Here is a 25,978-nt window from a genome sequence, read left to right as displayed (position 1 = left end):
TGAGCTCAGATTATTTTCGAGCCGCTTCCCAACTCTCTAATATTGTTGTCAAAAACCGCTAAAAATCGTGTTGAATGCCTTCATTGCTACGTTAAAGAGAGCACAGGATGGCCTCAATTCATCACCTAACTCTTCCGTATCCTTTGGAAATCAACCGAGACTACGGAAAGCCCTACGTCACTGGTACATTTGAAGTTGGAGGCAAGCTATTTCTTGTGGTGTTCAACAAAATAGCCACAGCGACAGAGGCTCGAACCAAAGGCTACGGTATCAACGTGCCTGACATACCTTTTCCGTCCAATGGTATGGTAGAAATCTTTTTCGACGCTCTGAGCGTACCTGAAGAATACGGCCAATTTAGACACGTGCCGTTGCCGGGTGAAAACGGATCCAGGGTCTTGTTCAACGTTGCCAAGCTGGTGAGACTTCATTATAGTGTTTGCAAACCTGGTGGATATTTGTTCTATGCAGCGCCTGATGTTCACAGTGAACGCAAAGTTGATCTGGTCGTCATCTATAATAGCCTGCTAGGGTTACGGAACCCGCAAAGGGCCCAAAGTCATACCAGACTCTGTCGATTGCCAGCTGGCTGGCATGCTTATAACGGACTGTGCGCAGATGGGAGGGGTTATGTCATTACTTGCTGAAAAACCTGTGGTTAACAAAATATTGGCCCGTCAGCGCCTGATGATGCAGATGGCTGCGACCCAGGTTGTGAACCAGAAATTATTGACCGGGGAGTTTGAGTTGCGTGATGGGAAAATCACCAAAGGGAAAAACTTCCCTGAGCCCCACAATCCGCAACTTTACAGCGAATGCTAAACCTGCCGGCAAAACGCCCTGTTGCCGACAGCGCCAACGTTAAAAAAGCCCCAACTTTTCTGAGTTCACTACCAACCCCCGAAAAAACACATTTCGGGGGTTGGTCATTAATCTGCGGCATCAAGCCTTAAAACGAGCCCGCACCGAACTAATCCCAGAGACCACCAGCATCACAACGCCACCGGCGATCAGGCCAAACACTGCATTCAGCAGCGTAGGGGTGAGGCCCCCCAGGATCGCACCTACGCCAGGTACCACCGCAGAATAACTCGCCCAGTCGGTAAACAGGTGATGCACAGGCGGTAAGCCGTGGGTCAAAATCCCGCCCCCCACCATAAACATGGCCAGGGTCCCCACCACCGACAGCGTTTTCATCAGATAAGGTGCCGCACTGACGATACCGCGCCCTAACGATTGTGCTAACGCGCTACTCTTACGAGCTAAGTAAAACCCCAGATCGTCCAGCTTGACGATGCCTGCCACGATGCCGTATACCCCAACCGTCATCACAATGGCGATGCCACACAGCACTATCACCTGCTGGCTAAAGGTGGCTCCGGCTACGGTCCCCAGCGTGATGGCAATAATCTCGGCGGAGAGTACAAAGTCGGTACGAATGGCGCCTTTGATTTTGCGCTGTTCATAGACCGCAACGTCCTCACTGGTATCCAGTTCCGCTTTCTCTTCTGCCTCTGCGCCCTTGCGGTGCGTCAGGCTGTGGTAAACCTTTTCAAACCCTTCATAGCAAAGGTAAGCCCCACCGACCATCAGCAGCGGTGTAATCGCCCAAGGGGCAAAAGCGCTGATCAGCAATGCCAGCGGTACCAGGATCGTCTTGTTGATAAACGAGCCCTTGGCCACCTTCCACACCACGGGGATTTCACGATCGGCCTTAACACCGCTGACCTGTTGGGCATTGAGCGCCAGATCGTCTCCCAGTACCCCGGCGGTCTTTTTGGCCGCCATTTTCGTCATCAGTGAAACATCATCCAGTAACGAAGCGATGTCGTCGATCAGGGTTAATAAGCTACTGCCTGCCAAAATGCACTTTCCTTATCAAAGGGTGGGATAGCCATACCGGTTTAGCATAGCGGGTTGAAAACATGAAGAGGGAAAATCTTAATGATTTTACTGTAGCTGCGGGCTTAAGTCGTGAATTTTGCAGAAGGGGACAGTGATAGCCTGCCGCGACAGGCGGCAGGCTAATAAGTCACGTTTTATTCCGTGTCATTCTTCGCCAAGGCGGCATCTTTCTGGCGGCGATAATCCCGTGCCGCCGCCGGGATCGGCGTTACTTTGCCGGTTTCAATCCAGGTACGCAGGCGGCTAGCGTCCGCAAAATGGGTATATTTGCCAAAGGCGTCCAACACCACCAGCGAAACGGAGCGGTTACCGATCACGGTACGCATCGCCAGGCAATGCCCGGCCTGGTTGGTAAAGCCGGTTTTGGTCAGCTGGATATTCCATTTCTGGTTGTAGACCAGATGGTTGGTATTGCGAAACGGCAGCGTATAGTTGGGATCCTTGAAGGTCGCCATCCGTTCGGTAGTGGTGCTCAACTGGCCGATCAGCGGGTACTGCTTGGTCGCCAACATCAGCTTGGTCAGGTCACGCGCAGTGGACACGTTATGAATCGATAGCCCGGTCGGTTCAACGTAACGGGTATTAGTCATGCCTAGCGCTTTCGCCTTGGCATTCATCGCCTTGATAAAGGCGTTATAGCCCCCTGGATAATGATGCGCCAAGCTGGCCGCGGCCCGGTTTTCCGACGACATCAGCGCCAACAGCAACATATCCTTGCGGCTGATTTCGCTGTTCAACCGCACCCGGGAGTAGACCCCTTTCATTTCTGGCGTCTGGCTGATATCGACCGACAGCATTTCGTCCAGCGGCAGGCGGGCATCCAACGTCACCATCGCCGTCATCAGCTTGGTGATCGAGGCGATAGGCACCACTTCATCGGGGTTACGTGAATAAATCACCCGATGCGTTTGCATATCCAGCACCATGGCACTGCCAGAAGCCAACTCAGGCTGGGAGGCCTGCACTGCGGCGGTTTTATTGCTGGCTAATGCACTCGGCACCAGTCCAGTACCGGCTTGCAACGCGAGCAGGGTTAGAACCAAAACACGGATTTTCACATGTATTACTCTGTAACGGAGGAGAGAACCGACTGCGTTGAATTATAAGTGAGGGGTATAGAATTGCACTGTGATTGTGAGTAGCGATTTGTGACAAAATCTATCGGCGCAAAATTTATGCAACCCGCGAGCGTACTGGGTTGTACGCCCGCAGGGTAAAAGTTACAGCGCTGGCTGCCAGGCAGATTGCGGCAACAGGTACAATCCGGCAGCATGCTGCTCACCGGCCCCCACAATATGCCCGATACCGGCGGCCATCACGGCCAGGGTCACATCGAAGGCATTCAGGCTATCACCGTAGCCTGCCGTCAGGTTGAACATCGACCCGTTGGCCAGCAGATACAGCGTTTTGTCTGCCAGTTGGTAAGCATTCACAAATGGCATTGGCTCACTGTGCGGAAGGCCTTGCAGGAAACCGACATCGATCTCTTCCGCCACATGCCCAACGTTGAGGATAAACATCCCATCCTTGGCCCGCTCCAGGTGCCGTGCAGACAGCACGTTTTTGGCTCCGGTGGCAGTGGCAATAACATCGGCCTGCTCTACGGCAGTGGCTAAATCGACTACCGCCCAACCATCGTAGCGCGCTTGCAAAGCCCGGGCCGGATCGATTTCCGCCACGATAACTTGCCCGCCATAAGCCTTGGCAGAAGCGGCTACGCCCTGGCCTACCAGCCCATAACCAATCACCACCACACATTTTTCATGCAGCGTCAGATGGGTGGTCTGGAAGAAAGTATGCCAGGCGGTCAGCCCAACCATGTGGCGATTATGCAGCCCTTCTTTTACCGGCAGGTCATCCCAGTTAAAGATCGGATAACGTGGCGCGATGCCCCCCAAACGGCTGATGCCTGAACCGGTCGCTTCCAGCCCAGCCTTGATCTGTGGGCCATTGGCAGATTGATGCAGGCGAGTGGTCAGATCGGCTCCCATCTCACACAGATGAGTCGGCTCCCAGGCCAGCGCTCGGTCGAAAGATTCAGACCAGTCGGCATCGCTCATATCACGCCAGGCGTGCGCTTGGGCACCGTGACGTTCCAGCCAGGCCACTACGTCATCCTGCACCGTCGTCGGGTTACAGGTGGTGAGATAAATGGCCGCGCCCTTATCCAACAGCCCGGCTACCAGCGGGGCCATTTTCAGATCCAGGTGCATGTTACACGCCAGGCGCACGCCGTGCAGATCCGGTAACGCCGCTACTGCCGCGCGGGTACGTGGCATATGGCGCATGGCCCACTTCAACTCACTGTCAAAATCCTGATACATCGGTTACTCCTCTACTACGCCACGCCGCCAGGGCATGGCAGAATGATTAATCTGCATCGCATGGCGGCTATTATCACTTATCTCACCGCAAAAAACCGAGGTGACTGTCATGACAGCAGTATGAGTGATGGTTTTTCCGATCTATCAGGGGGAAGAACTTCCGGACGGATTGTTCAGCAGGTACAGGCCGCGATGGCGAAACTCACGGCCCGGTATCAATGATAAGGTTAGAACAGGTAACGCACACCTAAGGCAAACTCACTGGAAACCAGGCGCGCTTTCATTTGCTCATCTTTTAACCCACGGGCATTGGTAAAGTTATTGTAACCACTTTCAATCTTGCCCATATCCACGTAGCGGTAGCCCAAATCAAGATTGAGCCGCTCCATAGCCGCATAGCTGATCCCTGCGCCAATAGAGTAAGCCAGATTATTTTGCGTGCTTGCCGCGTATTGGCGCGAGGTATTCCCCTGCCAGCCGTCGGATTTCACTTTGGCGATACCCAGGCCAACCGTGCCATAAACCGAGAAGTCATACCCTAGCGCGTAGTCACGATAGGCATTGAGCATCAGGCGCTGAGCGTCCACTTTGTGGTGATTGTAGCTGCTGGCAAAGGTGGTTGAGCCGCTGGTGTATTCGCTTTTCTTTTTGAACACATACTCTGCCTCACTGCGCCAGCCATTGCCAAATTGATAGCCTGCGGCGATGGCCCCGTTATAGAAATTATGCTTTTCGTCACCGCTGACAAAATCACCCACGCCTGGGCGGCTGCTGGTATCCATATCTTCTGCCGACTGTCTGGCGTGCAATAGTTTTATCGCCCCATAGTATCCCTCTAAATAATCATCGGCTAAAACATTACCGGAAACAACGGAGAGGGAAACCAGCAGTACCAGAGGTTTAATATTCATGCGATCCTCGCTTGAAAGGTTATTTATGAAGAACAATGAAGGTTCAGCTAAAATAACCAACGCGCAAAAGTGTCGCAATTCGGTTGAATACCTAAGGCTCTAGGTATTTTTACTTAACTCTTGTTGAAGAAAACAGCTCACCATAGACTTTCATTAACTTCACCGACGAGTTGATCGCCAGCTTGGCAAATAAATTGGCGCGATGGGCCTCTACCGTGCGCGGTGAAAGCTCCAGCTCCTGAGCAATTTCCTTACTGGATTTCCCTTGCATAATCAGCCCAGTGACCTCCAGTTCCCGGGCTGACAGCGCATTGAGCCTCTCTTGCAACTCGGCAGTTGCTTGCCGCTGTTGTTGCAACATTCGCTGATGTTCCAATGCCCCAGCAACAGTTTCGATCAACAGATCGGCATCAATGGGCTTGGTCAAGAATTCAAAAGCCCCGTTTTTGAAGGCCCGCCGACATAAATCAATATTTCCGTGGCCGGTCATGATGATAACGGGGATCTCCAGACCCTGTTGTTGCCACTCTTCCAGTAGCGTGATGCCGCTTTTGCCCGGCATACGAATATCCAGCAGCAAGCAACCGCACAGCGCCTGCGGTTCCCCCATCCGCTGTTGAAAATCCAGACTATTTTCATAAGCCAGCGTTTGCCAGCCCATGGTTGCCAATAGTGAAGTTAGCGAACTACGGATGGCCCGATCGTCATCAATCAGATAAATAAACTGTTCCATCACTCCTCCTGAGTGTTAAAGGGAAACCACAGGGTAAAACGCGCCCCCTGATCGGCCATATTTTCCACCGTAATAGTGCCGTTCAGGCGCTGCACCAGAGTTTCCGTCAGCGCCATGCCCAGCCCCAATCCCTCTTGGCGAGTCGTGAAGAAGGGAATAAAGACCTGTTGTAATGCGGGTTCAGAAAGCCCTGGCCCACCATCGGTAATCATCAGTTGGATCCCTTGCTTCGAGTATTCAGCATCGATTGCCACCCAACCTGGCTCCGGCTGATTGGGCTGTTGTGCCTGAATGGCGTTGGTCACTATGTTATGGAAGATTTGTTCAACCCAGAGAGGATCGGCTCGTAGAGTGGGTAACGCATCGGGCATCCGGTTAACGATCCTGACCTTGCCCTTGTTGATCTCATCTTCCAGCAGCATAGTGACGCGCAACCAGACCTTATGCAGATTGACCTCTTGCAATACTACCTGCTCATGCGCCAACTTTTGCCGAAATTGCAGCAGCAACGTGCTGATGCGTTTGATTTGTATCACTGCCGCATCAAGCAACGGCACGGCTTTATCCTGCTGCTGTTGATCTAACAGGCGCAGGGCAGCCTGGTTATAACTTAACACCGCAGTCAGCGGCTGGTTGAGTTCGTGAACCATACTGGCCGTGATTTCCCCCATGGCGTTAAGCCGCGTCAATTGCGAGAAGTGTTCACGCAAAACGGCAATATTGCGTTGGCGTTTTTGAATACGGTATTGGTCGATAAAATAGACGACACCAGCCCAGAAAACCGGCAGCAGCAATAACAGCAACCAAGGCAAACGCGCCCAATCAGGGTCGTTTCGGGCGGATAATGCAAAAGGCTGAGAGGCACTGCTGATCCACTTGTCCCATTGCCAATACGCTGGTTGAGCATGATCCCCCTGCTCAAATAAAGGTTTGTTGTGCCAGCTCAGGCCGATCTGCCGGAAATCATGACGCTGTGGAATGTCCGTAAATAGCAGCGCAGGATCGATCAACAACGCAAAATGTTGGTGTGCCAGCCAGTAAGTTCCCTCTCCCGTTGGCGTTAAAGTCGGGATTGGCTGTGCCTGTGGCATACGTTTCCAAGCCACAATCTGCGGGAATTTTTGCTGGACGATGGCGGGATCGCTGGACACCGACAGTAAGGAAAGCACCGTCTCAAGCTGGGATAATTTAACCGTAACCTCACGATATAAAATACGATAGGTAACTGATTGCTCTTCATATTGCTGTTGCAAAGCATAAATTATCATCCCGCTCCCTGAAAACAGAGATAGAACCAACCAGAGAGCAACCTTGAGCATAATATCTCCATATCATTGGCAGACGAGTTTATTAATAGCGGATTAAACACTATGCGAATGCAAGAATCTATTATTAACATCGGGCCGTTTCAATTCACCTCCCGCTGCGGGGACAGGGTGTTATAATCCTATTTCATCGCAATAAAGGAACAACAATGACGGATTTGGCCCACTACATTACACAATATGGCTACTGGGCACTGCTGATTGGCTGCCTGCTCGAAGGGGAAACCATCACCCTGCTGGGAGGAATTGCGGCACACAACGGATTGCTGCGCCTGCCGCTAGTGATTGCAGTGGTTGCCATTGGCGGCGCCTTGGGCGATCAGGTGCTCTATTTTGCCGGGCGCCATTTTGGTGGGCGGGTGCTTGCCCGCATCGAGAGCCAACAAGCCCGCATTGAACGCGCCCAAAAGCTGATTGCCAGCCACCCGATTTTATTTGTGATTGGCGTGCGTTTTATGTACGGGTTCCGGCTTATCGGCCCGGTGCTGATCGGTGCCAGCAAGCTGCCCCCCTCGCGCTTTATCCCGCTGAATATTCTGGGGGCTATCCTGTGGGCCACGCTATTTGTACTGCTTGGCTATTTTGGTGGCCAGGCCATCAGCAGTTTTGTCAGCGGTAGTGACAAAAAGCTGTATAGCCTGCTGTTCTGCGTGGTGGTGATAGCCGCTATTCTGCTGCTTCGCTACTGGTGGCGGAGGCGTCACGCACAATAAGACTATTTGTTGAGCATCAGCTTCAGGCCCAGTAAGGCCAGCACGCTGCCGCCCAGGCGATCGAACCAGGCTTTGAAGCGCAGGTAGACGCGGCGCGGGCGCGGTGATGACAGCACAAACGCCACAAAGGCATACCACAGCAGATCGACGGCCAGAGCAATCAGCGGCAGCACGATATACAGCACCATGGGGATCTTATGGCTGAGCAACGCCGCAAACACGCTGCCGAATACGATAGCGGTGTTCGGGTTGCCCAACTGGGTTAGCAGCCCGGTGGTGAACGCCCGACGAAAGCCTAGCTGCTGGCCGCCAACCGCTTCGATCATCAACGGCTGATTGGCTCCGCGCAGCATTTTGAACGCCAGATAGATCAGATAGGCCCCTCCCAGCATTTTCAGCGTGGTATACAGCCAAGGCAGCGCCAGCAGCAGCGATTGCAGCCCCAACAAGGCGATTAGTGCGAAGATAAAACAGCCGATCCCCATCCCCAATGCTACCGCCATCCCATCGCGCCGTGACGAAGCCACCGCCGTTCGCGCCACCAGAATAAAGCTTTGCCCTGGGCTCATCGCGCCAAGCGTAATAGCCCCGGTAATGCTGAGTACCGATAATAGCGTTTCGTTGATCATGCCCTTTCCCCTTGCCTGACTCCATCATTCAAATTAACGCGCTGGCCAAAATAAAAGCAATAGAAACGTAAGGATACGGGGTTAAAACTGCCCCTCACCCCAACCCTCTCCCACAGGGAGAGGGAGCTAGTTCGGTGTTGCCGTCAGGTACAGAAGCTAGTCTGTGGCATGGCTGATATTGAGGATGAATGCCGTTGTTAATTTGTGGCTCGATCAGTCCCCTTCCCTGTGGGAGAAATACAGAGGTTAGTCTGTGGCATGGTTGGTGTTGAGGATGAATACCGTTGTTAATTTATGGCTCGATCGGTCCCCTCTCCCTGTGGGAGAGGGTTAGGGTGAGGGGCCCATCATCAACGCCACCAACTCCCTGGCCGCCTTCTGTTGCGGCTGGTGCTTCAGCCAAATCAGGTGCACCGGCAGACGCAGTTCGTTTTTGGTATTTTTAAATTTCAGGCGGATCAACCGGCCCTGTTCCAGCAACGGCGCAGTTAACGACAGCGGAAAGTTGCCCCACCCCAGCCCGGCTTCCACCATGCTTAACGCCATCGGCAAACTGTCAGTACGCCAAAAGGATTCCGCTACCTGTGGGCGTTTATCGGCCATAGGCAAATCCCGGCTGGCCACCATGATCTGCCGCACGTTGACCAGTTCCTCCAGAAACAACTCGGCACCACCAGCGCCCAGGGCTGAATGTTGCGCCGCAATGGTTGCCACCAACGACTCGCTACCCACATAGTGAAAATGTTCCTGGCTGTTAACGTCCAGCCCGCCGAATGCCAGGCACAGGCTGACCCGCTGTTGATGCAGCATATGCAAAACATCATCTTGTGGGGCAGTCAGCACCTCGATATCCAACAGCGGGTAGCGTTCCGCCAACGCTTTCACCGCCGCCAATAGACCGCTGCTGTTGATATCAGATGCCACACCGATCGACAGCCTGCTTTCCAGCCCTTGAGAAAGCTCAATGGCGTGGTTCTGCAGCTGCTTGAGCTGCTCGGCAATCAAGCGCGCGTGGGGAGCCAGTGCCAATGCCAGCGCGGTGGGCACCGGTTCACGGTGCGAGCGGTCAAACAGCTGAAAACCCAGCTCCGCCTCCATATTGGCGATCCCCATGCTGACCGCCGAAGGCACCCGCCGCAACGCCCTGGCTGCCGCCGAGAATGAGCCGCGATCCAACACGGCCAAAAACAGTTCGATATTGTCACTGGAAAAATTCATCGCCTCACCTGTCAGTAAAATTGACAGCTCCTGACTTTTTCTATCAATAGCATTGACGTTATCTTACGCATCGTGTTGCCTGACGTCATCAGGCACGAAAAATAAAGCAGGAGAAAAGCATGCAAGGCGTGAAACGCAAACTGGTCTATGTGACCGCTTATGAAGTTATCGGTATGGTCATTTCGGCCCTTGGGTTGGCACTACTCTCCGGCTCCGCCCCGAGCAGCACCGGGCCGTTGGCGGTGATCATCACCACCATCGCCGTCACTTGGAACCTGATTTACAACTACTTGTACGAATTCTGGGAAAGCCGCCAGGCATCACGCACCCGCACGCTGAAGCGCCGCATTCTGCACGCGGTGGGCTTTCAACTGACGCTGGTGGTTTACCTGATCCCGCTGATCGCCTGGTGGATGGAGATTTCCCTGCTGCAGGCCTTGCTGTTGGATATGGCGCTGATCGTGATTATTCCCTGCTATACCTTTGTGTTTAACTGGGCCTTCGACAAAATATTCGGGCTGCCGACCTCTGCCCTGCCTGCCGCCGAATCGGCCTGAGTGACACCCTCTTCCTCTGAACCGCAGTTTTTTTGCCTCAATTCCTTAGAACGGGTAGCATGCCTCGCCGTTATTTAACGGCGTTGGTATCAACCAAAACTGCGGAATGTTGCCATGACCTCATTCCCATGATGCAAACAGACAGGAACAGGACAAATAATGCACTCAGACAAAACGACTGCACATGACAAGCAGGCGGCGAGAAAGCGTTGGTTGGACTCACACGAGTCCGGTTACCACAAAAGCATGGGTAAACGGCAGATACAGATGATCGCCATTGGCGGCTCTATCGGCACGGGCCTATTCCTTGGCACCGGTGCACGTCTTCAGATGGCGGGTCCGGCACTGGCGCTGGTGTATCTGGTATGTGGCGTGTTTTCTTTTTTCATCCTACGCGCCTTGGGCGAGCTGGTATTACACCGCCCATCCAGCGGCAGTTTCGTTTCCTATGCACGCGAATTTCTCGGTGAAAAGGCCTCCTACGTTGCAGGCTGGATGTACTTTCTTAATTGGGCGATGACCGGCATTGTCGATATCACCGCAGTAGCGCTGTATATGCATTATTGGGGTACCTTCGCCGAGGTTCCCCAGTGGCTGTTTGCCCTGGGGGCGCTTGGAATTGTGGCTACCATGAATATGATCGGCGTGAAATGGTTCGCCGAAATGGAGTTCTGGTTTGCGTTGATCAAGGTCGCCGCCATCTCTCTGTTCCTGGTCGTGGGGGTCATCTTCCTTGGCGTCGGCACACCGGTAGCGGGTAATACAACCGGCATCCACCTGATCACCGATAACGGCGGCATGTTCCCACATGGTCTGTTGCCTGCTTTGGTATTGGTACAAGGGGTGATTTTCGCCTTTGCCGGTATCGAACTGATAGGCACCGCCGCTGGCGAGTGTAAAGATCCGGAAAAAATGATGCCAAAAGCGATCAACAGCGTGATCTGGCGTATCGGTTTGTTCTATGTCGGCTCGGTGGTACTGCTGGTTCTGCTGTTACCCTGGAACGCCTATCAGCCTGGGCAAAGCCCGTTTGTCACCTTCTTTTCCAAGCTTGGCGTACCCTACATCGGTACCATCATGAATATCGTGGTGCTGACCGCCGCCCTTTCCAGCCTGAACTCTGGCCTGTACTCAACAGGCCGTATCCTGCGCTCACTCTCCATGGGGGGATCAGCACCAAAGCTGATGGCTAAAATGAGCAGCCAGCAGGTACCTTACGCCGGTATTCTGGTGACCTGCGGCATCTATGTGATTGGCGTGGTGCTGAATTATCTGGTGCCATCGCAGGTGTTCGAGATCGTGCTGAATATCGCTTCGCTGGGCATCATCTGTTCTTGGGCGTTTATTATCGTTTGCCAGATGCAACTGCGTAAGGCGATCAAGGCGGGGAAAGCCAAACCGGTGGCGTTTAAAATGCCAGGAGCACCGGTCACCTCGTGGCTGACGCTGTTGTTCCTGTTCGCGGTGGTGATCATGATGGCCTTTGATTACCCGAACGGTACCTGGACTATTGCCACCATCCCAGTGCTGGCCGTGTTACTGCTACTTGGCTGGTTTGGCCTGCGCAAGCGTGCTGCACAGGTGAAGCTTGAACAACAGGCTCACGAGCAACACAACGGCCAATAAGGGTTAACTTATTAGGTTTACCTAGCACTTTCGCTGGGTAAACCTGGCAACGACACGAAGTGGCATCTTTAATTACAGTTCACCCATAGAAAATCAGAACTGACGATTTCTTGCAAAGTTACAGCTTGGCCAGATGGCGCAGCATGCCGCGCCCACCAGCGGTTTACTGCGCCGTATAACCCCCATCAATGCTGTAAAAGGCCCCGGTGGTAAAACTGCTGTCTGTAGAAAGCAAAAAAACCACCGTTTTCGCTACCTCTTCACGCGTAGCCATACGCCCCATCGGATGGGAGGCAGCCATTTTCTCCCGCACCAAGGCTGGTAATCTGGCCATCGAAGGCGTATCGACATAACCAGGCCCGACGGCGTTGATGCGTATCCCCCGATCGGCAAACTCCAGAGCGGCGGCCCTCGTCAAACCGATAATGCCGTGCTTGGCCGCGGTATAAGGCGCAATACCGGCAATGCCGACTATGCCATTGGCGGAAGAGAGGTTCACTACCGCGCCACCGCCTGCTGCCACAATAGCGGGCAACCCGTACTTCATCCCATAGAAGGTGCCGCTGAGATCGGTTTCAATCACCGCGTGCCAATCATCAATGGAATATTCATTCAGCGGCACATCGTGCGGCCCGGTAATACCGGCATTGTTGACCAGCAGATGCAATTGCCCGCCAAGGGCCAGCGTTTGCGCTACCGCACTGCGCACCGATTCAGGATCGCGAGCATCCATCACCAACGGAAATACCGATTTGCCTGTCGGATCCATACGTTGTGCCGTTGCTACCAGTCTTGCGCGATTTCTGGCGGTGATCGCTACCTTCGCTCCGCGATCGACCAACTCTTGAGCAATAGCTTCACCAATACCAGTGGAAGCACCGGTCACCAACGCCACTTTACCCGTAAAATCTTGCATAACGCCCCCAGATAACTTTAGTGAGGCGTTCAGGATAAGGCTTGGGCATGACAGTTTCTGGCAGTGGCTATCCGCCAAAAGGTGCTGGAGCGTCACCATCCAGGTCACAGCCTGGCAAAAGGATATACAATAAATATCCTCCGGCATAGCCGGAGGTTTTTCATATGCGCCTATAAGGCTCTCTTGCCAGCCGCGCCCTAACAGGCGCATCGCGATCTGACATTTGCATCTATGGATTACTTACGGCCCGTAAACGGGCTACCCGGATAGGGGATCGACAACTGCTCACCCATCTTATCCTCTTCCAGTTGGTGCTTTATGTATTCTTGTATCCTGGTTGTATTTTTACCAACCGTATCAACGTAATACCCTCGACACCAAAACTCCCTGTTACGATATTTGAACTTCAAATCGCCAAACTGCTCATAAAGCATCAGGCTGCTCTTTCCCTTCAGATATCCCATAAAACCCGACACACTCATCTTGGGTGGGATTTCCAGAAGCATATGGATGTGATCCACACAGCATTCCGCCTCCACAATATTCACGTTCTTCCATTCGCACAGCTTTCTTAAGATGCTGCCAATCGCTTTGCGTTTTTCCCCGTAGAACACCTGTCTTCGGTACTTCGGCGCAAATACTATGTGATATTTACAGTTCCATCGCGTGTGCGCTAAGCTCTTTTCGTCCCTCATTGGGACCCCCTTTTGATTTCTTGTTGAACGTTTGCAGTTGCCAGACCGCAAACTGTTTTAACAAATCAAAAGGGGTTTTTATAACTGGTTCAAAGCTGAAAGCTTTACGGAACCTCCAGCCTAGCTGGAGGTTTTCTGTGCACAAAAAAGCCCTGACAATATTTGCCAGGGCTTTTAGGTTACTGCATTTTTAAAATTCAACATTAATCAACTTACTAACTGGGTACTACTTTCGATACTGCTTAAAATGTACTTGTTTATCACAGATAATATTGGGTATTGAAAAGCTAACTACATCCTCCCCTATACTGGCTGATTTACAAATTCGACTTACCTACCTCACAATAATTAGCCGAGATAAAGCAAGCTAAACTGGTACATTCCCCCTCGCGATATAAACTTTTGACGCATGGCTTTACTTTCATTGCAACAAACTTACAGGATAAAATTAACAAGTTGCAACATTAACACTTGAGAAACAGAGCCTTACATCATCGCGTTATGGTACACACCCTGCGATCGTCGGTACTGACTACGTGGCCTTAAAGCATTGTCGTTTGAGTCCGAACTGGCTACTCAACGACGACTTCCCCATACAACAGAACTTCGTGGCCTTTATCGCAATATCACTAAATAACTTATTAAAGATAACCTTTCAATCTGTTATTTAGCTAAGCAGCTAACTATCAATTTCCTGCTGCTGGATACTAATCTACGACTTTTTCAAACTATGTCAATACTGTTTTTAACAACATACGTTTATTGGCTAAATCGCTAATTTTAAACGGAGTGAAATCGATTAGCGTTTACCTTGCTGGTTAATTACAGACGGCTCTCACATGCTTGCAAGCTCGGTGGCCACGACCTGTCAGGAAGACGAGTGTAACGCAATGGCACAAGCGGCTCTTTTCGGCACCGCACATATTGCTTCCCCGACTGCCACAATTCCCGCTAATTTATGCAAAATTTCCCGTATAGCGAGAATTCTGGTGGACATACCACGCTACCTGCAACACATCGGCTTCACAGGCACACCACAAGCCGACCTGCAAACTCTGCAACAGTTGCATCGCTGCCATATGCTGGCGGTGCCCTTCGAGAATTTGAGCATTATCTATCATCAGGGGATCGATCTTAGCGAGACCGGGCTGTTCAGCAAAATCGTCGAGCATAATCGCGGGGGGTTTTGCTATGAATTGAACCGGATATTCGCCCTACTGTTGCAGCAGATCGGCTTTCAGGTAGCGTTTATATCCGGGGAAATCCACGCCAGAGACGGCTCTTTTGGCCCGCCGTTTGACCATATGGCGCTGGTGGTGACCCTGGATCAGCCGTATCTGGTCGATGTAGGGTTTGGCGATTCTTTCCTCGCCCCGCTGAAAATCACCACCACCGATCAACAACCGCAGGCCAGCGGCACCTTTCATCTTGAGCAAGACGGTGAGTGGTATCATCTGGAGCGCCGCAACGGCGATCGGACTTCCCACGCCAAGACGCTTTATCGCTTTACCCTGCAACCCCGGCAGCCGGAAGAATTTAACGATATGTGCCACTATCACAGCACTTCCCCACTGTCGCACTTTACCCAAAAGCTGGTGTGCTCCCGCCCCACAGAGGATGGCCGCATCACCCTCAGCGAGTTAAAGCTGATCGTGACCCAAGACCATCACCGTAAGGAGTCTACTCTGCATTCGGAGGAAGAACGGTTGGAGGCGTTGCGGCACTATTTCGCCATTGAACTAAGGGGTTAGCGGCAAATCACCCGAGCAATATCCTTGGAGTTGTTTAACGTGCGGATCTCGGTAAACAGCTCAGTGGCTTCCTGATACTCTTTGCGCAGGTAGCTGAGCCACTGTTTGATACGGGCAACGTGGTATAAACCGGTATCGCCCTGCTTTTCCAGATGCACATACTTTTGCAATAGCTGCACCACCTGCGGCCAAGGCATACGCGGTTCGTTATATTTCACCACCCGGCTCAGGTTGGGGATGTTCAACGCCCCACGGCCCAGCATTACCGCATCGCAGCCGGTGGCCTGCATACAGGCCTGCGCACTTTGATAGTCCCAGATTTCCCCGTTGGCAATCACCGGGATGGTCAAACGCTGGCGGATCTCACCGATCGCCTGCCAGTTGATGCGATCGGCTTTATAACCGTCCTCTTTGGTACGGCCATGGATGGTGATTTCGGTCGCCCCCGCTTGCTGCACCGCATCGGCAATTTCAAAGCTACGGGAATCTGAATCCCAACCCAAGCGCACTTTTACCGTCACCGGCAGATGCGCTGGCACCGCGGCGCGCATCGCTTTGGCACCCTGATAAATCAGTTCGGGATCTTTGAGCAAGGTGGCCCCGCCGCCGCTGCCGTTGACATGTTTGGACGGGCAGCCGCAGTTCAGATCGACACCGTAAGAACCCAGTTCGACTGCCTGAGCAGCGTTTTCCGCCAGCCATTCGGGATACTGGCCCAGCAGTTGCACCCGCACCTGGGTGCCAGATGGCGTTCTGCTGGCATGGTGCAGTTCCGGGCATAGCCGGTAGAAGGATTTGGCTGGCAGCCGCTGATCGATCACCCGCAGGAATTCGGTGATGCAGAGATCGTAATCGTTCACCTCGGTGAGCAATTCCCGCACCAGAGAGTCGAGTACCCCCTCCATTGGAGCCAATAATACGCGCATGCCTACCCCTGTAATCAAAGAGGGCGCAATGATACGGGCGAAAGGCGGTGCCAACAAGCCTCCCGCCGATAAAATTAGCCTAGCTTGCGCAGCGGCTCGCCGGCAATAAAAGCCTGGATATCGGCAATCGCTTCCCGGAAATAGGTGCGGTAGTTATCATCCGCCACATAGCCCACATGCGGCGTAGCCAGCACGTTGGGCAAGCGGCGCAATGGGTGATCGGCTGGTAGTGGCTCTACTTCAAACACGTCCAGCCCGGCACCGGCGATCTGCCCGATTTGCAGTGCTTCAATCAGGGCTTGCTGATCGACAATCGCTGCGCGCGAGGTGTTAATCAGGAAAGCGCTGTTTTTCATCTGCGCCAGCGCCTGACGGTCGATCAGCCCACGGCTGCGATCGCTTAACACCAGATGCACCGAAACAAAGTCACTCGCTGCCAGTAACGCCTGTTTTGACTCGGCAAGTTGCACACCGAATTCCTGTGCCCTTTCAGCCGTCATATTTTGGCTCCAGGCAACGACGTTCATGCCAAACGCCTGTGCTACCTTCGCCATCTGGCCGCCGATCTTGCCCAGCCCCAGTAGGCCTAACGTTTTTCCATGCAAGGTGATGCCAACATGTTGCTGCCAAGGCCCGTTGGCACGCAATCCGCTGCTTTCAGCCACCAGATGCTTGGCCAAACCGAGGATTAGCGCCCAGGTCAGTTCCATCGGCGCTTCAGAGCCGCTGGCGGTGCCGCAAACGGTAACACCATGCCGAGCTGCCGCTGGCAGATCGATCGAAGCGTTGCGCATGCCTGAGGTGATCAGCAATTGCAGTTTTGGCAAACGGGCAAGCAATGCGGCGGTGAACGGCGTACGTTCTCGCATAATCACCACGATCTCGCAGTCTTTGATGCGGCTCACCAGTTGGTCTTCATCGTCAATATGCTCGCGCAGGGAGAAGACCTCAACCTGCTCGCCAAGGACGGACCAATCTGCCATCGTCAGCGCTACACCCTGGTAATCATCAAGAATTGCACACTTCAATTTCATCGGTAACTCCTGGAAGACAGGCGAAAAAAAACCGCCAATAATTGGCGGTTCAGTATAGATCAACTAAATACCCGTCGTCTTTCAAGCCGCAGCGTTGTTACCTGCACTTGCCCACCCCAGTCATTTACAATAGTAAACTCCTGGGGATGGGCAAGCTTGTCGCCTAGCTGCGGCTTGAAATCCATAGGGTATAGAAGGTTACTCAGACGGTTTACGGCTATGCGGACGGCGCGATGGAGCACCTGAACGTGGTTTGCCGTCACCCTGCGGGCGAGCACTGCCGCCGCCGCGATTTTCACGCTGACCGCCGCCATTGCCACTACGCTGGCCGCCACCGTTACCGGTACGCGGAGCGCCGCCGCCGTTGCCACGTGGAGCACCACGGCCACCGCCAGCCTGACGGCCATTGATGATCGGTTCGGCTTTGATGCTTGGGTCCGGCTCATAGCCTGGCAGGGCAATGCGTGGAATTTCACGCTTGAGCAGGCGCTCAATATCACGCAGCAGTTTGTGCTCATCCACACAGACCAACGAGATCGCCTCACCGGTACGTTCGGCACGGCCGGTACGGCCAATGCGGTGGACGTAATCTTCCGGTACGTTTGGCAGTTCGTAGTTCACTACGTGTGGCAACTGATCGATATCCAGGCCACGTGCAGCGATGTCTGTTGCTACCAGCACGCGGATTTTGCCATCTTTAAAGTCGGCGAGTGCGCGGGTACGTGCGCCCTGGCTTTTGTTACCGTGGATAGCCGCAGCGGTGATGCCATCTTTATTCAGCTGTTCAGCCAAATGGTTGGCACCGTGCTTGGTACGGTTAAATACCAGCACCTGCTTCCAGTCACCTTCGCCGATCATCTGGGAAAGCAGTTCACGCTTGCGCTTCTTATCAACAAAGTGAACGCTCTGTTCAATTTGCTCAGATGCGGTGTTGCGGCGAGCCACTTCTACCGAGGCCGGGTTGGTCAGCAGTTTACTGGCCAGCCCTTTGATCTCATCAGAGAAGGTCGCGGAGAACAGCAGGTTCTGACGCTTGGCAGGCAGCTTGGACAGCACGCGGCGGATATCATGGATAAAGCCCATATCCAGCATGCGGTCGGCTTCGTCCAGCACCAGAATTTCAATTTTGGACAGATCAACCGCGTTCTGATGTTCCAGATCCAGCAGGCGACCTGGCGTTGCCACCAGGATATCGACGCCGCCGCGCAGCTTCATCATCTGCGGGTTGATGCTCACACCACCAAACACCACCAGCGAACGCAGGCGCAGGTGTTTGCTGTAAGCCTCAACGTTTTCACCGATTTGTGCAGCCAGTTCACGGGTTGGCGTCAGGATCAACGCGCGCACCGGGCGGCGGCCTTTGATTGGGTGATCGTGTTTGCTCAGCAGCTGTAATAGCGGCAAGGTAAAACCAGCTGTTTTACCGGTGCCGGTCTGGGCGCTGGCCATCAGGTCACGGCCTGCCAATACCACCGGGATTGCCTGGCGTTGAATTGGCGTAGGTTCGCGATAGCCCTGTTCTTCAACAGCGCGCAGAATTTCAGCACTTAAGCCGAGGGTTTCAAATGACATAGTAGAGAAAAACTCCAGATCCCCCCTAACCTAAACAAATGTTCGGTGCAGTTTCCGGGAGGATTATCAGACGGGGCATAAGGAGGTACTCGCACTTTTTTGCGGCACATCCTCGGCATGACCTCGAGGGATTGGCACAAACTGCAGTGCACCAAGCGCGAGAGTGTAGCAGAAATCGAACAAGAAAAGGCAATTTTACGTGTTCACAGCACTTTTCGCCGAGCAAGCTCACGGAAAAGCAAAATGTTCTGGCCTGTGGTTTACATTTTAACCCGCCCGGCCTAAAGTTAATCATATGATTGATTAACTTTTCGGGTAAACCCATGTCCTCTGCAGAAAACCCGCCGCTAAGCCCTCTCAAACGGGGTGAGCAAGCGCGTCAACAACTGCTCACCGCCGCGATTGAAGTGTTCGGCGAATATGGCCTTTCGGGGGCCACCACGCGGCAAATCGCCCAGCGTGCTGGGCAAAACATTGCCGCCATCACTTATTACTTCAACTCGAAAGAGGGGTTATATCTGGCGGTAGCCCAGTGGATTGCCGACTTTATCCAGCAAAGCTTCCGCCCACTGAGCGAAGAAATCGAACGTTTCTATCAACTGCCGGCAGAGCAACGCCAGCCGGAACACTACCTGTACCATCTCAAAAGCGGGTTGCTGGCCTTCAGCCAACTGATGACCGAGCCCCATACGCTCAACCTGAGCAAGATTATGTCTCGCGAACAGCTTTCACCAACCGATGCCTACCCGCTGATCCACCAGCAGGTGATAGCCCCGCTGCATCACTTACTGTGTCGCCTGTTGGCGGGCTATACCGGCATCGATGCGCGCTCCACCAAAATCATCTTGCATACCCATGCGCTGATCGGTGAGGTTCTGGCATTCCGCGTTGGCCGGGAAACCCTGCTACGTCAGGCAGGCTGGCATCAGATCGCAGCAGAAGAAGCCAAGCAGATTAGCGAGGTGCTGGCCGAACATATCGACATTCTGGTTAACGGGCTACGCCAGCGTTACGCCGTCTAACTTTCCGTCTTGCTAGTAAGGAACAGTATGAACAAGAAAAGAGTTGCCATTGTGGGTGTAGCGATTGTGCTGATCGCCGCTGCGGCCTACGGTTTCTGGTCTTACCAACGCCAGCAGGACAAGCCTTTGACGCTGTATGGCAATGTGGATATCCGCACGGTCAACCTGGGTTTCCGCGTTAATGGCCGGTTGGCCTCACTGGCGGTAGACGAAGGGGACAGCGTGCAACAGGGGCAGTTGCTGGGCAAACTGGACGATGCCCCTTACCAGAACGCGTTGCTACAGGCACAGGCCAACGTTGCCAGCGCCAAAGCCAAGCTGGATTTATTGCAGGCAGGCTACCGCAACGAGGAGATTGCCCAGGTGCGATCCGAAGTAGCTCAACGGCAGTCGGCCTTTAGCTATGCCGACAGCTTCTTCCAACGTCAGCAGGGATTATGGGCGAAAAAGGCTACTTCAGCCGATGCCCTGGAAGATGCCCGCACCGCGCGTAATCAGGCGCAGGCAAATTTGCAGGCGTCGAAAGACAAACTGTCGCAATACCTGACCGGTAATCGCCCGCAGGAAATTGAAGAAGCCAACGCCAATCTGGCACTGGCCGAGGCGGCACTGGCGCAGGCCCAGTTGGATCTGCATGACACCACCCTGCTCTCTCCGTCCGTTGGTACGGTAATGACGCGAGCCGTGGAGCCAGGCACCATGCTCAGCGCTGGCAGCACAGTGTTTACCCTATCGTTGACGCGGCCGGTATGGGTTCGTGCCTACATCAATGAAGCCAGCCTGGGTAGCGCTACGCCAGGTACCGAAGTCTTGATCGAGACCGACAGCCGCCCTGGCAAGCCTTATCACGGCAAGATCGGCTTTGTTTCCCCCACCGCGGAGTTCACCCCCAAAAGCGTAGAAACGCCGGATCTGCGTACCGATCTGGTCTACCGCCTGCGGATCATCGTCAACGATGCCGATGATGCCTTGCGTCAGGGGATGCCGGTTACCGTCCATTTCACACAACCGTAAGGAACCGTGATGGCACAGGCACATACGATTGAACTGGTTGCGTTGGAAAAACGCTTTCCATCACTCGATAAACCGGCGGTGGCCAGCCTGACGACCACGTTGCGCAGTGGCGCGGTGACCGGGCTGGTTGGCCCCGATGGCGCGGGCAAAACTACCCTGCTGCGCATGTTGGCAGGATTGCTGCTACCCAGCAGCGGCAAGCTGACCGTCGCCGGGTTGGATCCGATCGCACAGGATCGCCAGTTGCACGCCATTCTCGGTTACATGCCGCAAAAGTTCGGGCTGTATGAAGATCTGACGGTGATGGAAAATCTCACGCTGTATGCCGATCTGCGCGGAGTCACCGGCGATCTGCGTAAGCAAACCTTTGAGCGGTTGCTGACGTTTACCGATCTGACCCGCTTTACCGAACGGCTGGCGGGCAAGCTTTCCGGCGGGATGAAGCAAAAGCTCGGGCTGGCCTGTACGCTGCTTGGCCAACCTCAGGTGTTGCTGCTGGATGAGCCCGGCGTCGGTGTCGATCCCATTTCTCGTCGTGAACTGTGGCGAATGGTGCATGAGCTGGCCAACGACGGCATGCTGATCCTGTGGAGTACCTCCTATCTCGACGAAGCCGAGCAGTGCCGCGAAGTGCTGCTGATGAACGAAGGCGAGTTGCTGTTCAGCGGTGCGCCACAGGATCTTACCCAACGTATGGCTGGCCGCACCATCCTGATCGATACCCCAGCCGGTAGCCACCGGGCGCTGTTGCAACGGGCGATCTGTCTGCCTGCGGTTAGCGACGGGGTGATCCAGGGGAAATATCTGCGGCTGATCCTCAAGCCGGGTGAAGATCACCAGCAAGTATTGCGGGATCTGGATCTGCCACAGGCCGAATTAACCGAAGCCGATCCACGTTTTGAGGATGCGTTTATCGATCTGCTGGGCGGCGGCCCGAACAGCAAATCCGCCCTGGCCGAGATCATGCCTACGGTAACGGGCGACAGCTCGGAAACGGTGATTGAGGCGCAAGGGTTGACCAAAAAATTCGGCGATTTTGCGGCTACCGATCATGTAGATTTCAAAGTGCAACGCGGCGAGATTTTTGGCCTACTTGGCCCCAACGGCGCGGGTAAATCCACCACCTTCAAGATGATGTGTGGCCTGCTGGTGCCTAGCGATGGCAAAGCACTGGTGCTGGGTATGGATCTAAAAACCAGCTCGGGAAAAGCGCGCCAGCATCTGGGTTATATGGCGCAGAAATTTTCGCTGTATGGCAACCTGACGGTGGCCCAGAACCTGAAATTTTTCTCCGGCGTTTATGGGCTGAGCGGCAAGAGCCAGCGCGATAAAATTGACGAGATGTCTCGCGCCTTCAACTTCGCCCCGATCCTCAACCAAACGCCGGACTCGCTACCGCTCGGCTTCAAACAGCGGCTGGCGCTGGCCTGCGCGCTGATGCATGAGCCAGATATTCTGTTTCTTGATGAGCCCACCTCGGGCGTCGATCCCCTGACCCGGCGCGAGTTCTGGTTGCACATCAACGGCATGGTGGATAAAGGTGTGACGGTGATGGTCACCACCCACTTTATGGATGAAGCGGAATACTGCGATCGTATCGGCCTGGTGTATCGCGGCAAAATCATCGCAGCCGGTACGCCGGACGATCTCAAGCAGCAGATAGCCAACGAGCAAAACCCCAACCCTTCGATGGAAGAGGCGTTTATCGAACTGGTGCAGGGCTACGATCGGGAGGAGACAGCATGAGCAACGACAACGGCTTTTCCTGGCGGCGGCTGCGGGCACTGTGCCTGAAAGAAACCCGGCAGATATTGCGCGATCCCAGCAGTGGACTGATTGCCTTCGTCATTCCGCTGATGCTGCTGTTTATCTTTGGCTACGGCATCAACCTGGATTCCAGCAAGCTGCGGCTGGGGATCTTGATGGAACAGCAAAGCGAAGAGGCCCGCGATCTGGCCAATGCCTTTATCGGCTCACCCTATATTGAACCGACCGTCAGCGATAACCGCCAGCAGTTGATCCAGATGATGCAGGCTGGCAGCATCCGCGGCCTGGTGGTGATCCCCAGCGATTTTGCCGAGCATTTGGCAAGGCCTAACGACCGCGCTCCGTTGCAGGTGATTACTGACGGCAGCGAGCCCAATACCGCCAACTTTGTGCAAGGCTATACCCAAGGGATCTGGCAAATCTGGCAGCAGCAGCGTGCCACCGATCTCGGGCGTGATGACAAGCCGCTGATTGAAGTCCAAGTGCGCTACTGGTTTAACCCGGCGGCCATCAGCCAGCACTTTATTATTCCGGGGGCCATTACCATTATCATGACGGTGATCGGTGCCATTCTGACCTCGTTGGTGATCGCCCGAGAATGGGAGCGTGGCACCATGGAGGCGCTGCTTTCTACCCAGGTCACGCGCAGCGAGCTGCTGCTGTCCAAGCTGGTGCCGTACTATTTCCTGGGTATGATCGCCATGGTGCTGTGTATGGTGGTTTCGGTATTTGTACTCGGCGTGCCCTACCGTGGCTCCCTGCTGCTGCTGTTCGTGATCAGTAGCCTGTTCCTGGCCAGCACGCTCGGCATGGGGCTGTTAATCTCGACCATCACCCGCAACCAGTTTAACGCGGCAATGGTGGCCCTGAACGCCGCCTTTTTACCGTCAATTATGCTGTCTGGATTTATCTTCCAGATCGACAGCATGCCCGCCGTGGTACGTGCGGTGACCTATATCATTCCGGCGCGCTACTTTGTCAGTACGCTGCAAACGCTGTTCCTGGCGGGCAATATCGGCACCGTGCTGGTGATTAACCTGCTGTTTTTGATCGCCTCGGCGGTGGTGTTTATCGGCCTGACGGCCTGGAAAACCCAGCGGCGGCTGGATTAAGGGGAAGCCATGTTTCACCGTCTCTGGACGTTGATTGTTAAAGAAATGCAGTCGCTACTGCGCGATCCGCAGACCCGCGCGATCCTGATTATGCCGGTGTTGTTGCAGGTGGTGCTGTTCCCGTTTGCCGCCACGCTGGAAGTCACCAACGCCACTATCGCGGTATACAGCGAAGACAGCGGCCAGCACTCCATTGAGCTAACTCAGCGCCTTGCCAAGGCCAAAGCCTTTTCTCACGTGCTGTTGTTACGCAGCCCGCAGGAGATTAGAACCACCATTGATAATCAGAAGGCGCTGCTGCTGGTTCGCTTCCCGGCCAACTTCTCACGGGATATCGCCAGCGGTAATACCGCGCCGTTGCAGCTGATCCTCGATGGCCGTAACTCCAACAGCGCGCAGATCGCCGCCAACTATGTGCAACAGATCGTGCAGGACTACCAGAATGAGCTGATTGGGCAGCGTACCAAGCCCAACAACAGCGAACTGGTGGTACGCAACTGGTATAACCCGAATCTGGATTACAAATGGTTCGTGGTGCCTTCGCTGATCGCGATGATCACCACCATCGGCGTGTTGATCGTTACCTCGCTTTCCGTCGCGCGTGAACGTGAGCAAGGTACCTTAGAGCAGTTGTTGGTTTCGCCTTTAACCACCTGGCAGATCTTTATTGGCAAAGCGGTACCGGCCCTGATCATTGCCACCTTCCAGGCTTCGATCGTGCTGTTGATCGGTATCTTTGCCTATCAGATCCCGTTTGCCGGTTCGTTGCTGCTGTTCTACGGCACCATGCTGGTTTACGGGCTGTCTTTGGTGGGCTTCGGGCTGCTGATTTCTTCGCTGTGCGCGACACAGCAGCAGGCGTTTATCGGGGTGTTTGTGTTTATGATGCCGGCGATACTGCTTTCTGGCTATGTCTCGCCGGTGGAGAATATGCCGGTTTGGCTTCAGCATCTCACCTGGGCCAACCCTATCCGCCACTTCACCGATATCACCAAGCAGATCTACCTCAAGGATGCCGGTTTCGGCATCATCTGGCACAGCCTGTGGCCGTTACTGGTGATCACCGCCACCACCGGCAGCGCGGCCTATGCCATGTTCCGGCGCAAGATTGCCTGAATTTCGGGCGTAAAAAAACCGACGGGTGAGGTCGGTTTTTTACACTTCCTAGCATGAAACTAATGCCTCTAGCCGGAATGGAACGGTCTTTAACTAACGGTTAAATAATACGTTAATAATGGTTTATTTTTCAATAAGATGAGATATCGTTCGTAGACAGTGCCCGCACTAAAAAGCTGTTCCATTAACTTTCTATATGGATAACTGAAAGAACAAAAGACTCCACGATACCCTATGGATTTCAAGTTGCAGCTAGGCGCCAAGCTATCTCATCCCCAGGAGCTTACGTTTAGTAAGTGACTGGGGTGAGATAGTGCAGGTAACAACGCTGCGGCTTGAAAGACGACGGGTATTAGCGGCGGTTGCCGAAGATACGCAATAGCATCAGGAACAGGTTGATAAAATCGAGATACAGCGTCAATGCGCCAACGATGGCGTATTTGCGGAAGCTGTCTTTATCATCGGCATTCAGTTGTTCACCCATCGCTTTCAGTTTCTGGGTGTCGTACGCCGTCAGGCCCACAAATACCAGCACACCGATATAGGTGATCGCCCACATCAGCGCCGGGCTTTTCAGCCAGATGTTCACCAGTGAAGCCAGCACAATACCAATCAGCCCCATAAACAGCATACTACCGAAACCGCTCAAATCGCGTTTGGTGGTGTAGCCGTACAGGCTCATCGCGCCGAACATACCCGCAGTGACCACGAAGGTGCTGGCGATCGAGCTATAGGTGTAGGCAATGAAGATGCTCGATAGCGTTAACCCGGTCAGCGCCGAGTAGAGCATAAATAGCCCAGTGGCCATGGTGCCGCTCAGGCGGTTAACCATGCCGGAAATCACAAACACCAGGCCCAGCTGTAGAATAATCAGCCCAAAGAAGGTGATCTGGCTAGAGAAAATAAAGTTGATGATCGCAGGCGTATGCGCTGCATACCAGGAAACAAATGCGGTCAACAGCAAGCCACAGGTCATCCAGCCATACACCTGCGCCATATAAGCCTGAATGCCGCTGTTGGCACGTTCAACGATCGAACCATTACGTGGATATCGGTCCATGACGGTTACCTTTTACATGTGAGCCAAGTTTCGGGGAACTTCCCCTGCCAAT

25 protein-coding genes are annotated in these 25,978 nt (G+C 53.9%); 11 read left to right on the top strand and 14 right to left on the bottom strand.

All coding sequences use genetic code 11. The annotated features are described in order from the left end of the window. The first annotated feature begins 107 nt into the window (after window positions 1–107). Window positions 108–647: a hypothetical protein gene (locus WN53_RS16180; RefSeq protein WP_024485769.1), complete on the top strand. Its 540-nt coding sequence runs from the start codon at window positions 108–110 to the stop codon at window positions 645–647. Continuing rightward, on the top strand, window positions 631–822 hold the full coding sequence (locus WN53_RS16175) for a hypothetical protein (protein WP_024485770.1): 192 nt from the start codon (window positions 631–633) through the stop codon (window positions 820–822). The genes WN53_RS16180 and WN53_RS16175 overlap by 17 nt, the downstream gene beginning before the upstream one ends. A gap of 120 nt (window positions 823–942) precedes the next feature. On the opposite strand, the gene WN53_RS16170 is transcribed toward WN53_RS16175, so the two are convergent. The 6 genes from WN53_RS16170 to WN53_RS16145 all read right to left on the bottom strand — a co-directional run bounded on the left by WN53_RS16170 (window position 943) and on the right by WN53_RS16145 (window position 7,141). Continuing rightward, window positions 943–1,863 (bottom strand): DUF808 domain-containing protein, encoded by a 921-nt coding sequence (locus WN53_RS16170; protein ID WP_024485771.1) that lies wholly within the window; start codon window positions 1,861–1,863, stop codon window positions 943–945. Window positions 1,864–2,039: 176 nt separating this feature from the next. Continuing rightward, complete coding sequence (pbpG, locus tag WN53_RS16165) at window positions 2,040–2,969, bottom strand: D-alanyl-D-alanine endopeptidase (RefSeq protein WP_024485772.1); 930 nt, start codon at window positions 2,967–2,969, stop codon at window positions 2,040–2,042. A gap of 156 nt (window positions 2,970–3,125) precedes the next feature. Further along, entirely contained in the window at window positions 3,126–4,229 is a 1,104-nt protein-coding gene (locus tag WN53_RS16160; protein WP_024485773.1) for an adenosylhomocysteinase, read from the bottom strand. Window positions 4,230–4,456: 227 nt separating this feature from the next. Beyond that, the gene (locus tag WN53_RS16155; protein WP_024485774.1) at window positions 4,457–5,140 is read right to left on the bottom strand and encodes an outer membrane protein; all 684 of its coding nucleotides are present in this window, start codon (window positions 5,138–5,140) and stop codon (window positions 4,457–4,459) included. Between the two features lie 109 nt (window positions 5,141–5,249). Next, window positions 5,250–5,873 (bottom strand): response regulator transcription factor, encoded by a 624-nt coding sequence (locus WN53_RS16150; RefSeq protein WP_024485775.1) that lies wholly within the window; start codon window positions 5,871–5,873, stop codon window positions 5,250–5,252. Then, on the bottom strand, window positions 5,873–7,141 hold the full coding sequence (locus WN53_RS16145) for a sensor histidine kinase (protein WP_235167002.1): 1,269 nt from the start codon (window positions 7,139–7,141) through the stop codon (window positions 5,873–5,875). Before WN53_RS16145 ends, WN53_RS16150 begins: the two co-directional genes overlap by 1 nt. Window positions 7,142–7,347: 206 nt before the next feature. On the opposite strand from WN53_RS16145, the gene WN53_RS16140 reads away from it, so the two are divergent. Further along, window positions 7,348–7,911 (top strand): DedA family protein, encoded by a 564-nt coding sequence (locus tag WN53_RS16140; protein WP_021805212.1) that lies wholly within the window; start codon window positions 7,348–7,350, stop codon window positions 7,909–7,911. 2 nt (window positions 7,912–7,913) lie between these two features. Here WN53_RS16140 and WN53_RS16135 read toward each other — a convergent pair whose 3' ends face one another. Together WN53_RS16135 and WN53_RS16130 are read right to left on the bottom strand one after the other, a co-directional pair. Beyond that, complete coding sequence (locus tag WN53_RS16135) at window positions 7,914–8,540, bottom strand: LysE family translocator (RefSeq protein ID WP_029710842.1); 627 nt, start codon at window positions 8,538–8,540, stop codon at window positions 7,914–7,916. 330 nt (window positions 8,541–8,870) lie between these two features. Further along, window positions 8,871–9,758, bottom strand: coding sequence for a LysR family transcriptional regulator (locus WN53_RS16130; RefSeq protein ID WP_024486923.1), 888 nt, complete (start codon window positions 9,756–9,758; stop codon window positions 8,871–8,873). Window positions 9,759–9,877: 119 nt separating this feature from the next. Between WN53_RS16130 and WN53_RS16125 the strand changes: the two genes are divergently transcribed. Further along, entirely contained in the window at window positions 9,878–10,315 is a 438-nt protein-coding gene (locus WN53_RS16125; RefSeq protein WP_024486924.1) for a PACE efflux transporter, read from the top strand. 159 nt (window positions 10,316–10,474) lie between these two features. Then, window positions 10,475–11,941, top strand: coding sequence for an L-asparagine permease (ansP, locus tag WN53_RS16120; protein ID WP_024486925.1), 1,467 nt, complete (start codon window positions 10,475–10,477; stop codon window positions 11,939–11,941). Between the two features lie 163 nt (window positions 11,942–12,104). On the opposite strand, the gene WN53_RS16115 is transcribed toward ansP, so the two are convergent. Both WN53_RS16115 and tnpA read right to left on the bottom strand, forming a co-directional pair. Continuing rightward, on the bottom strand, window positions 12,105–12,857 hold the full coding sequence (locus WN53_RS16115) for an SDR family NAD(P)-dependent oxidoreductase (protein ID WP_024486926.1): 753 nt from the start codon (window positions 12,855–12,857) through the stop codon (window positions 12,105–12,107). A gap of 236 nt (window positions 12,858–13,093) precedes the next feature. After that, the gene (tnpA, locus tag WN53_RS16110; RefSeq protein ID WP_046808052.1) at window positions 13,094–13,552 is read right to left on the bottom strand and encodes an IS200/IS605 family transposase; all 459 of its coding nucleotides are present in this window, start codon (window positions 13,550–13,552) and stop codon (window positions 13,094–13,096) included. A gap of 989 nt (window positions 13,553–14,541) precedes the next feature. Here tnpA and WN53_RS16105 point away from each other — a divergent pair. Further along, entirely contained in the window at window positions 14,542–15,303 is a 762-nt protein-coding gene (locus tag WN53_RS16105) for an arylamine N-acetyltransferase family protein (RefSeq protein WP_024483099.1), read from the top strand. On the opposite strand, the gene dusC is transcribed toward WN53_RS16105, so the two are convergent. The 3 genes from dusC to rhlE all read right to left on the bottom strand — a co-directional run bounded on the left by dusC (window position 15,300) and on the right by rhlE (window position 18,835). After that, window positions 15,300–16,229, bottom strand: a complete 930-nt coding sequence (dusC, locus tag WN53_RS16100) for a tRNA dihydrouridine(16) synthase DusC (RefSeq protein WP_021180408.1) — start codon at window positions 16,227–16,229, stop codon at window positions 15,300–15,302. The two genes, WN53_RS16105 and dusC, sit on opposite strands and share 4 nt — an antisense overlap. A 74-nt stretch (window positions 16,230–16,303) precedes the next feature. Then, window positions 16,304–17,263, bottom strand: coding sequence for a D-2-hydroxyacid dehydrogenase family protein (locus WN53_RS16095; protein WP_024483100.1), 960 nt, complete (start codon window positions 17,261–17,263; stop codon window positions 16,304–16,306). Window positions 17,264–17,461: 198 nt separating this feature from the next. Continuing rightward, window positions 17,462–18,835, bottom strand: coding sequence for an ATP-dependent RNA helicase RhlE (gene rhlE, locus WN53_RS16090; RefSeq protein WP_024483101.1), 1,374 nt, complete (start codon window positions 18,833–18,835; stop codon window positions 17,462–17,464). A gap of 323 nt (window positions 18,836–19,158) precedes the next feature. Here rhlE and WN53_RS16085 point away from each other — a divergent pair, with 323 nt between their 5' ends. From WN53_RS16085 to WN53_RS16065, 5 genes are read left to right on the top strand one after another with little or no spacing between them, the layout of a single operon-like run. After that, entirely contained in the window at window positions 19,159–19,857 is a 699-nt protein-coding gene (locus WN53_RS16085) for a transcriptional regulator (RefSeq protein ID WP_024483102.1), read from the top strand. Between the two features lie 27 nt (window positions 19,858–19,884). Beyond that, window positions 19,885–20,871 carry a secretion protein HlyD gene (gene hlyD, locus WN53_RS16080; RefSeq protein ID WP_024483103.1) on the top strand — a complete coding sequence of 329 codons (987 nt, stop codon included), beginning with the start codon at window positions 19,885–19,887 and terminating at the stop codon, window positions 20,869–20,871. A 9-nt stretch (window positions 20,872–20,880) separates the two neighbouring features. Further along, window positions 20,881–22,617, top strand: a complete 1,737-nt coding sequence (locus WN53_RS16075) for an ATP-binding cassette domain-containing protein (protein WP_037411375.1) — start codon at window positions 20,881–20,883, stop codon at window positions 22,615–22,617. Continuing rightward, on the top strand, window positions 22,614–23,750 hold the full coding sequence (locus tag WN53_RS16070) for an ABC transporter permease (protein ID WP_024483105.1): 1,137 nt from the start codon (window positions 22,614–22,616) through the stop codon (window positions 23,748–23,750). Before WN53_RS16075 ends, WN53_RS16070 begins: the two co-directional genes overlap by 4 nt. A 9-nt stretch (window positions 23,751–23,759) precedes the next feature. After that, complete coding sequence (locus tag WN53_RS16065) at window positions 23,760–24,866, top strand: ABC transporter permease (RefSeq protein ID WP_024483106.1); 1,107 nt, start codon at window positions 23,760–23,762, stop codon at window positions 24,864–24,866. Between the two features lie 352 nt (window positions 24,867–25,218). Here WN53_RS16065 and WN53_RS16060 read toward each other — a convergent pair whose 3' ends face one another. Next, window positions 25,219–25,926 carry a Bax inhibitor-1/YccA family protein gene (locus tag WN53_RS16060; RefSeq protein WP_021180400.1) on the bottom strand — a complete coding sequence of 236 codons (708 nt, stop codon included), beginning with the start codon at window positions 25,924–25,926 and terminating at the stop codon, window positions 25,219–25,221. Window positions 25,927–25,978 lie beyond the last annotated feature (52 nt).

It is taken from the genome of Serratia fonticola (genome assembly GCF_001006005.1).
GTDB classification, from domain to species: Bacteria; Pseudomonadota; Gammaproteobacteria; order Enterobacterales; family Enterobacteriaceae; genus Chania; species Chania fonticola.
The sequence above is the reverse complement of the archived record's forward strand: the minus strand, read 5'-3'. Positions and strand labels throughout refer to the sequence as shown.

Bases quoted from the DNA above. Each gene is read 5' to 3' on its own strand.
- WN53_RS16115 (WP_024486926.1), bottom strand. From the start codon at position 12,857: ATGCAAGATTTTACGGGTAAAGTGGCGTTGGTGACCGGTGCTTCCACT.
- hlyD (WP_024483103.1), top strand. From the start codon at position 19,885: ATGAACAAGAAAAGAGTTGCCATTGTGGGTGTAGCGATTGTGCTGATC.
- WN53_RS16070 (WP_024483105.1), top strand. From the start codon at position 22,614: ATGAGCAACGACAACGGCTTTTCCTGGCGGCGGCTGCGGGCACTGTGC.
- WN53_RS16145 (WP_235167002.1), bottom strand. From the start codon at position 7,141: ATGATAATTTATGCTTTGCAACAGCAATATGAAGAGCAATCAGTTACC.
- WN53_RS16150 (WP_024485775.1), bottom strand. From the start codon at position 5,873: ATGGAACAGTTTATTTATCTGATTGATGACGATCGGGCCATCCGTAGT.
- WN53_RS16135 (WP_029710842.1), bottom strand. From the start codon at position 8,540: ATGATCAACGAAACGCTATTATCGGTACTCAGCATTACCGGGGCTATT.
- tnpA (WP_046808052.1), bottom strand. From the start codon at position 13,552: ATGAGGGACGAAAAGAGCTTAGCGCACACGCGATGGAACTGTAAATAT.
- WN53_RS16125 (WP_024486924.1), top strand. From the start codon at position 9,878: ATGCAAGGCGTGAAACGCAAACTGGTCTATGTGACCGCTTATGAAGTT.
- WN53_RS16180 (WP_024485769.1), top strand. From the start codon at position 108: ATGGCCTCAATTCATCACCTAACTCTTCCGTATCCTTTGGAAATCAAC.
- WN53_RS16060 (WP_021180400.1), bottom strand. From the start codon at position 25,926: ATGGACCGATATCCACGTAATGGTTCGATCGTTGAACGTGCCAACAGC.
- WN53_RS16175 (WP_024485770.1), top strand. From the start codon at position 631: ATGTCATTACTTGCTGAAAAACCTGTGGTTAACAAAATATTGGCCCGT.
- WN53_RS16160 (WP_024485773.1), bottom strand. From the start codon at position 4,229: ATGTATCAGGATTTTGACAGTGAGTTGAAGTGGGCCATGCGCCATATG.
- WN53_RS16075 (WP_037411375.1), top strand. From the start codon at position 20,881: ATGGCACAGGCACATACGATTGAACTGGTTGCGTTGGAAAAACGCTTT.
- WN53_RS16085 (WP_024483102.1), top strand. From the start codon at position 19,159: ATGTCCTCTGCAGAAAACCCGCCGCTAAGCCCTCTCAAACGGGGTGAG.
- WN53_RS16155 (WP_024485774.1), bottom strand. From the start codon at position 5,140: ATGAATATTAAACCTCTGGTACTGCTGGTTTCCCTCTCCGTTGTTTCC.
- WN53_RS16130 (WP_024486923.1), bottom strand. From the start codon at position 9,758: ATGAATTTTTCCAGTGACAATATCGAACTGTTTTTGGCCGTGTTGGAT.
- WN53_RS16065 (WP_024483106.1), top strand. From the start codon at position 23,760: ATGTTTCACCGTCTCTGGACGTTGATTGTTAAAGAAATGCAGTCGCTA.
- WN53_RS16095 (WP_024483100.1), bottom strand. From the start codon at position 17,263: ATGAAATTGAAGTGTGCAATTCTTGATGATTACCAGGGTGTAGCGCTG.
- rhlE (WP_024483101.1), bottom strand. From the start codon at position 18,835: ATGTCATTTGAAACCCTCGGCTTAAGTGCTGAAATTCTGCGCGCTGTT.
- dusC (WP_021180408.1), bottom strand. From the start codon at position 16,229: ATGCGCGTATTATTGGCTCCAATGGAGGGGGTACTCGACTCTCTGGTG.
- WN53_RS16140 (WP_021805212.1), top strand. From the start codon at position 7,348: ATGACGGATTTGGCCCACTACATTACACAATATGGCTACTGGGCACTG.
- ansP (WP_024486925.1), top strand. From the start codon at position 10,475: ATGCACTCAGACAAAACGACTGCACATGACAAGCAGGCGGCGAGAAAG.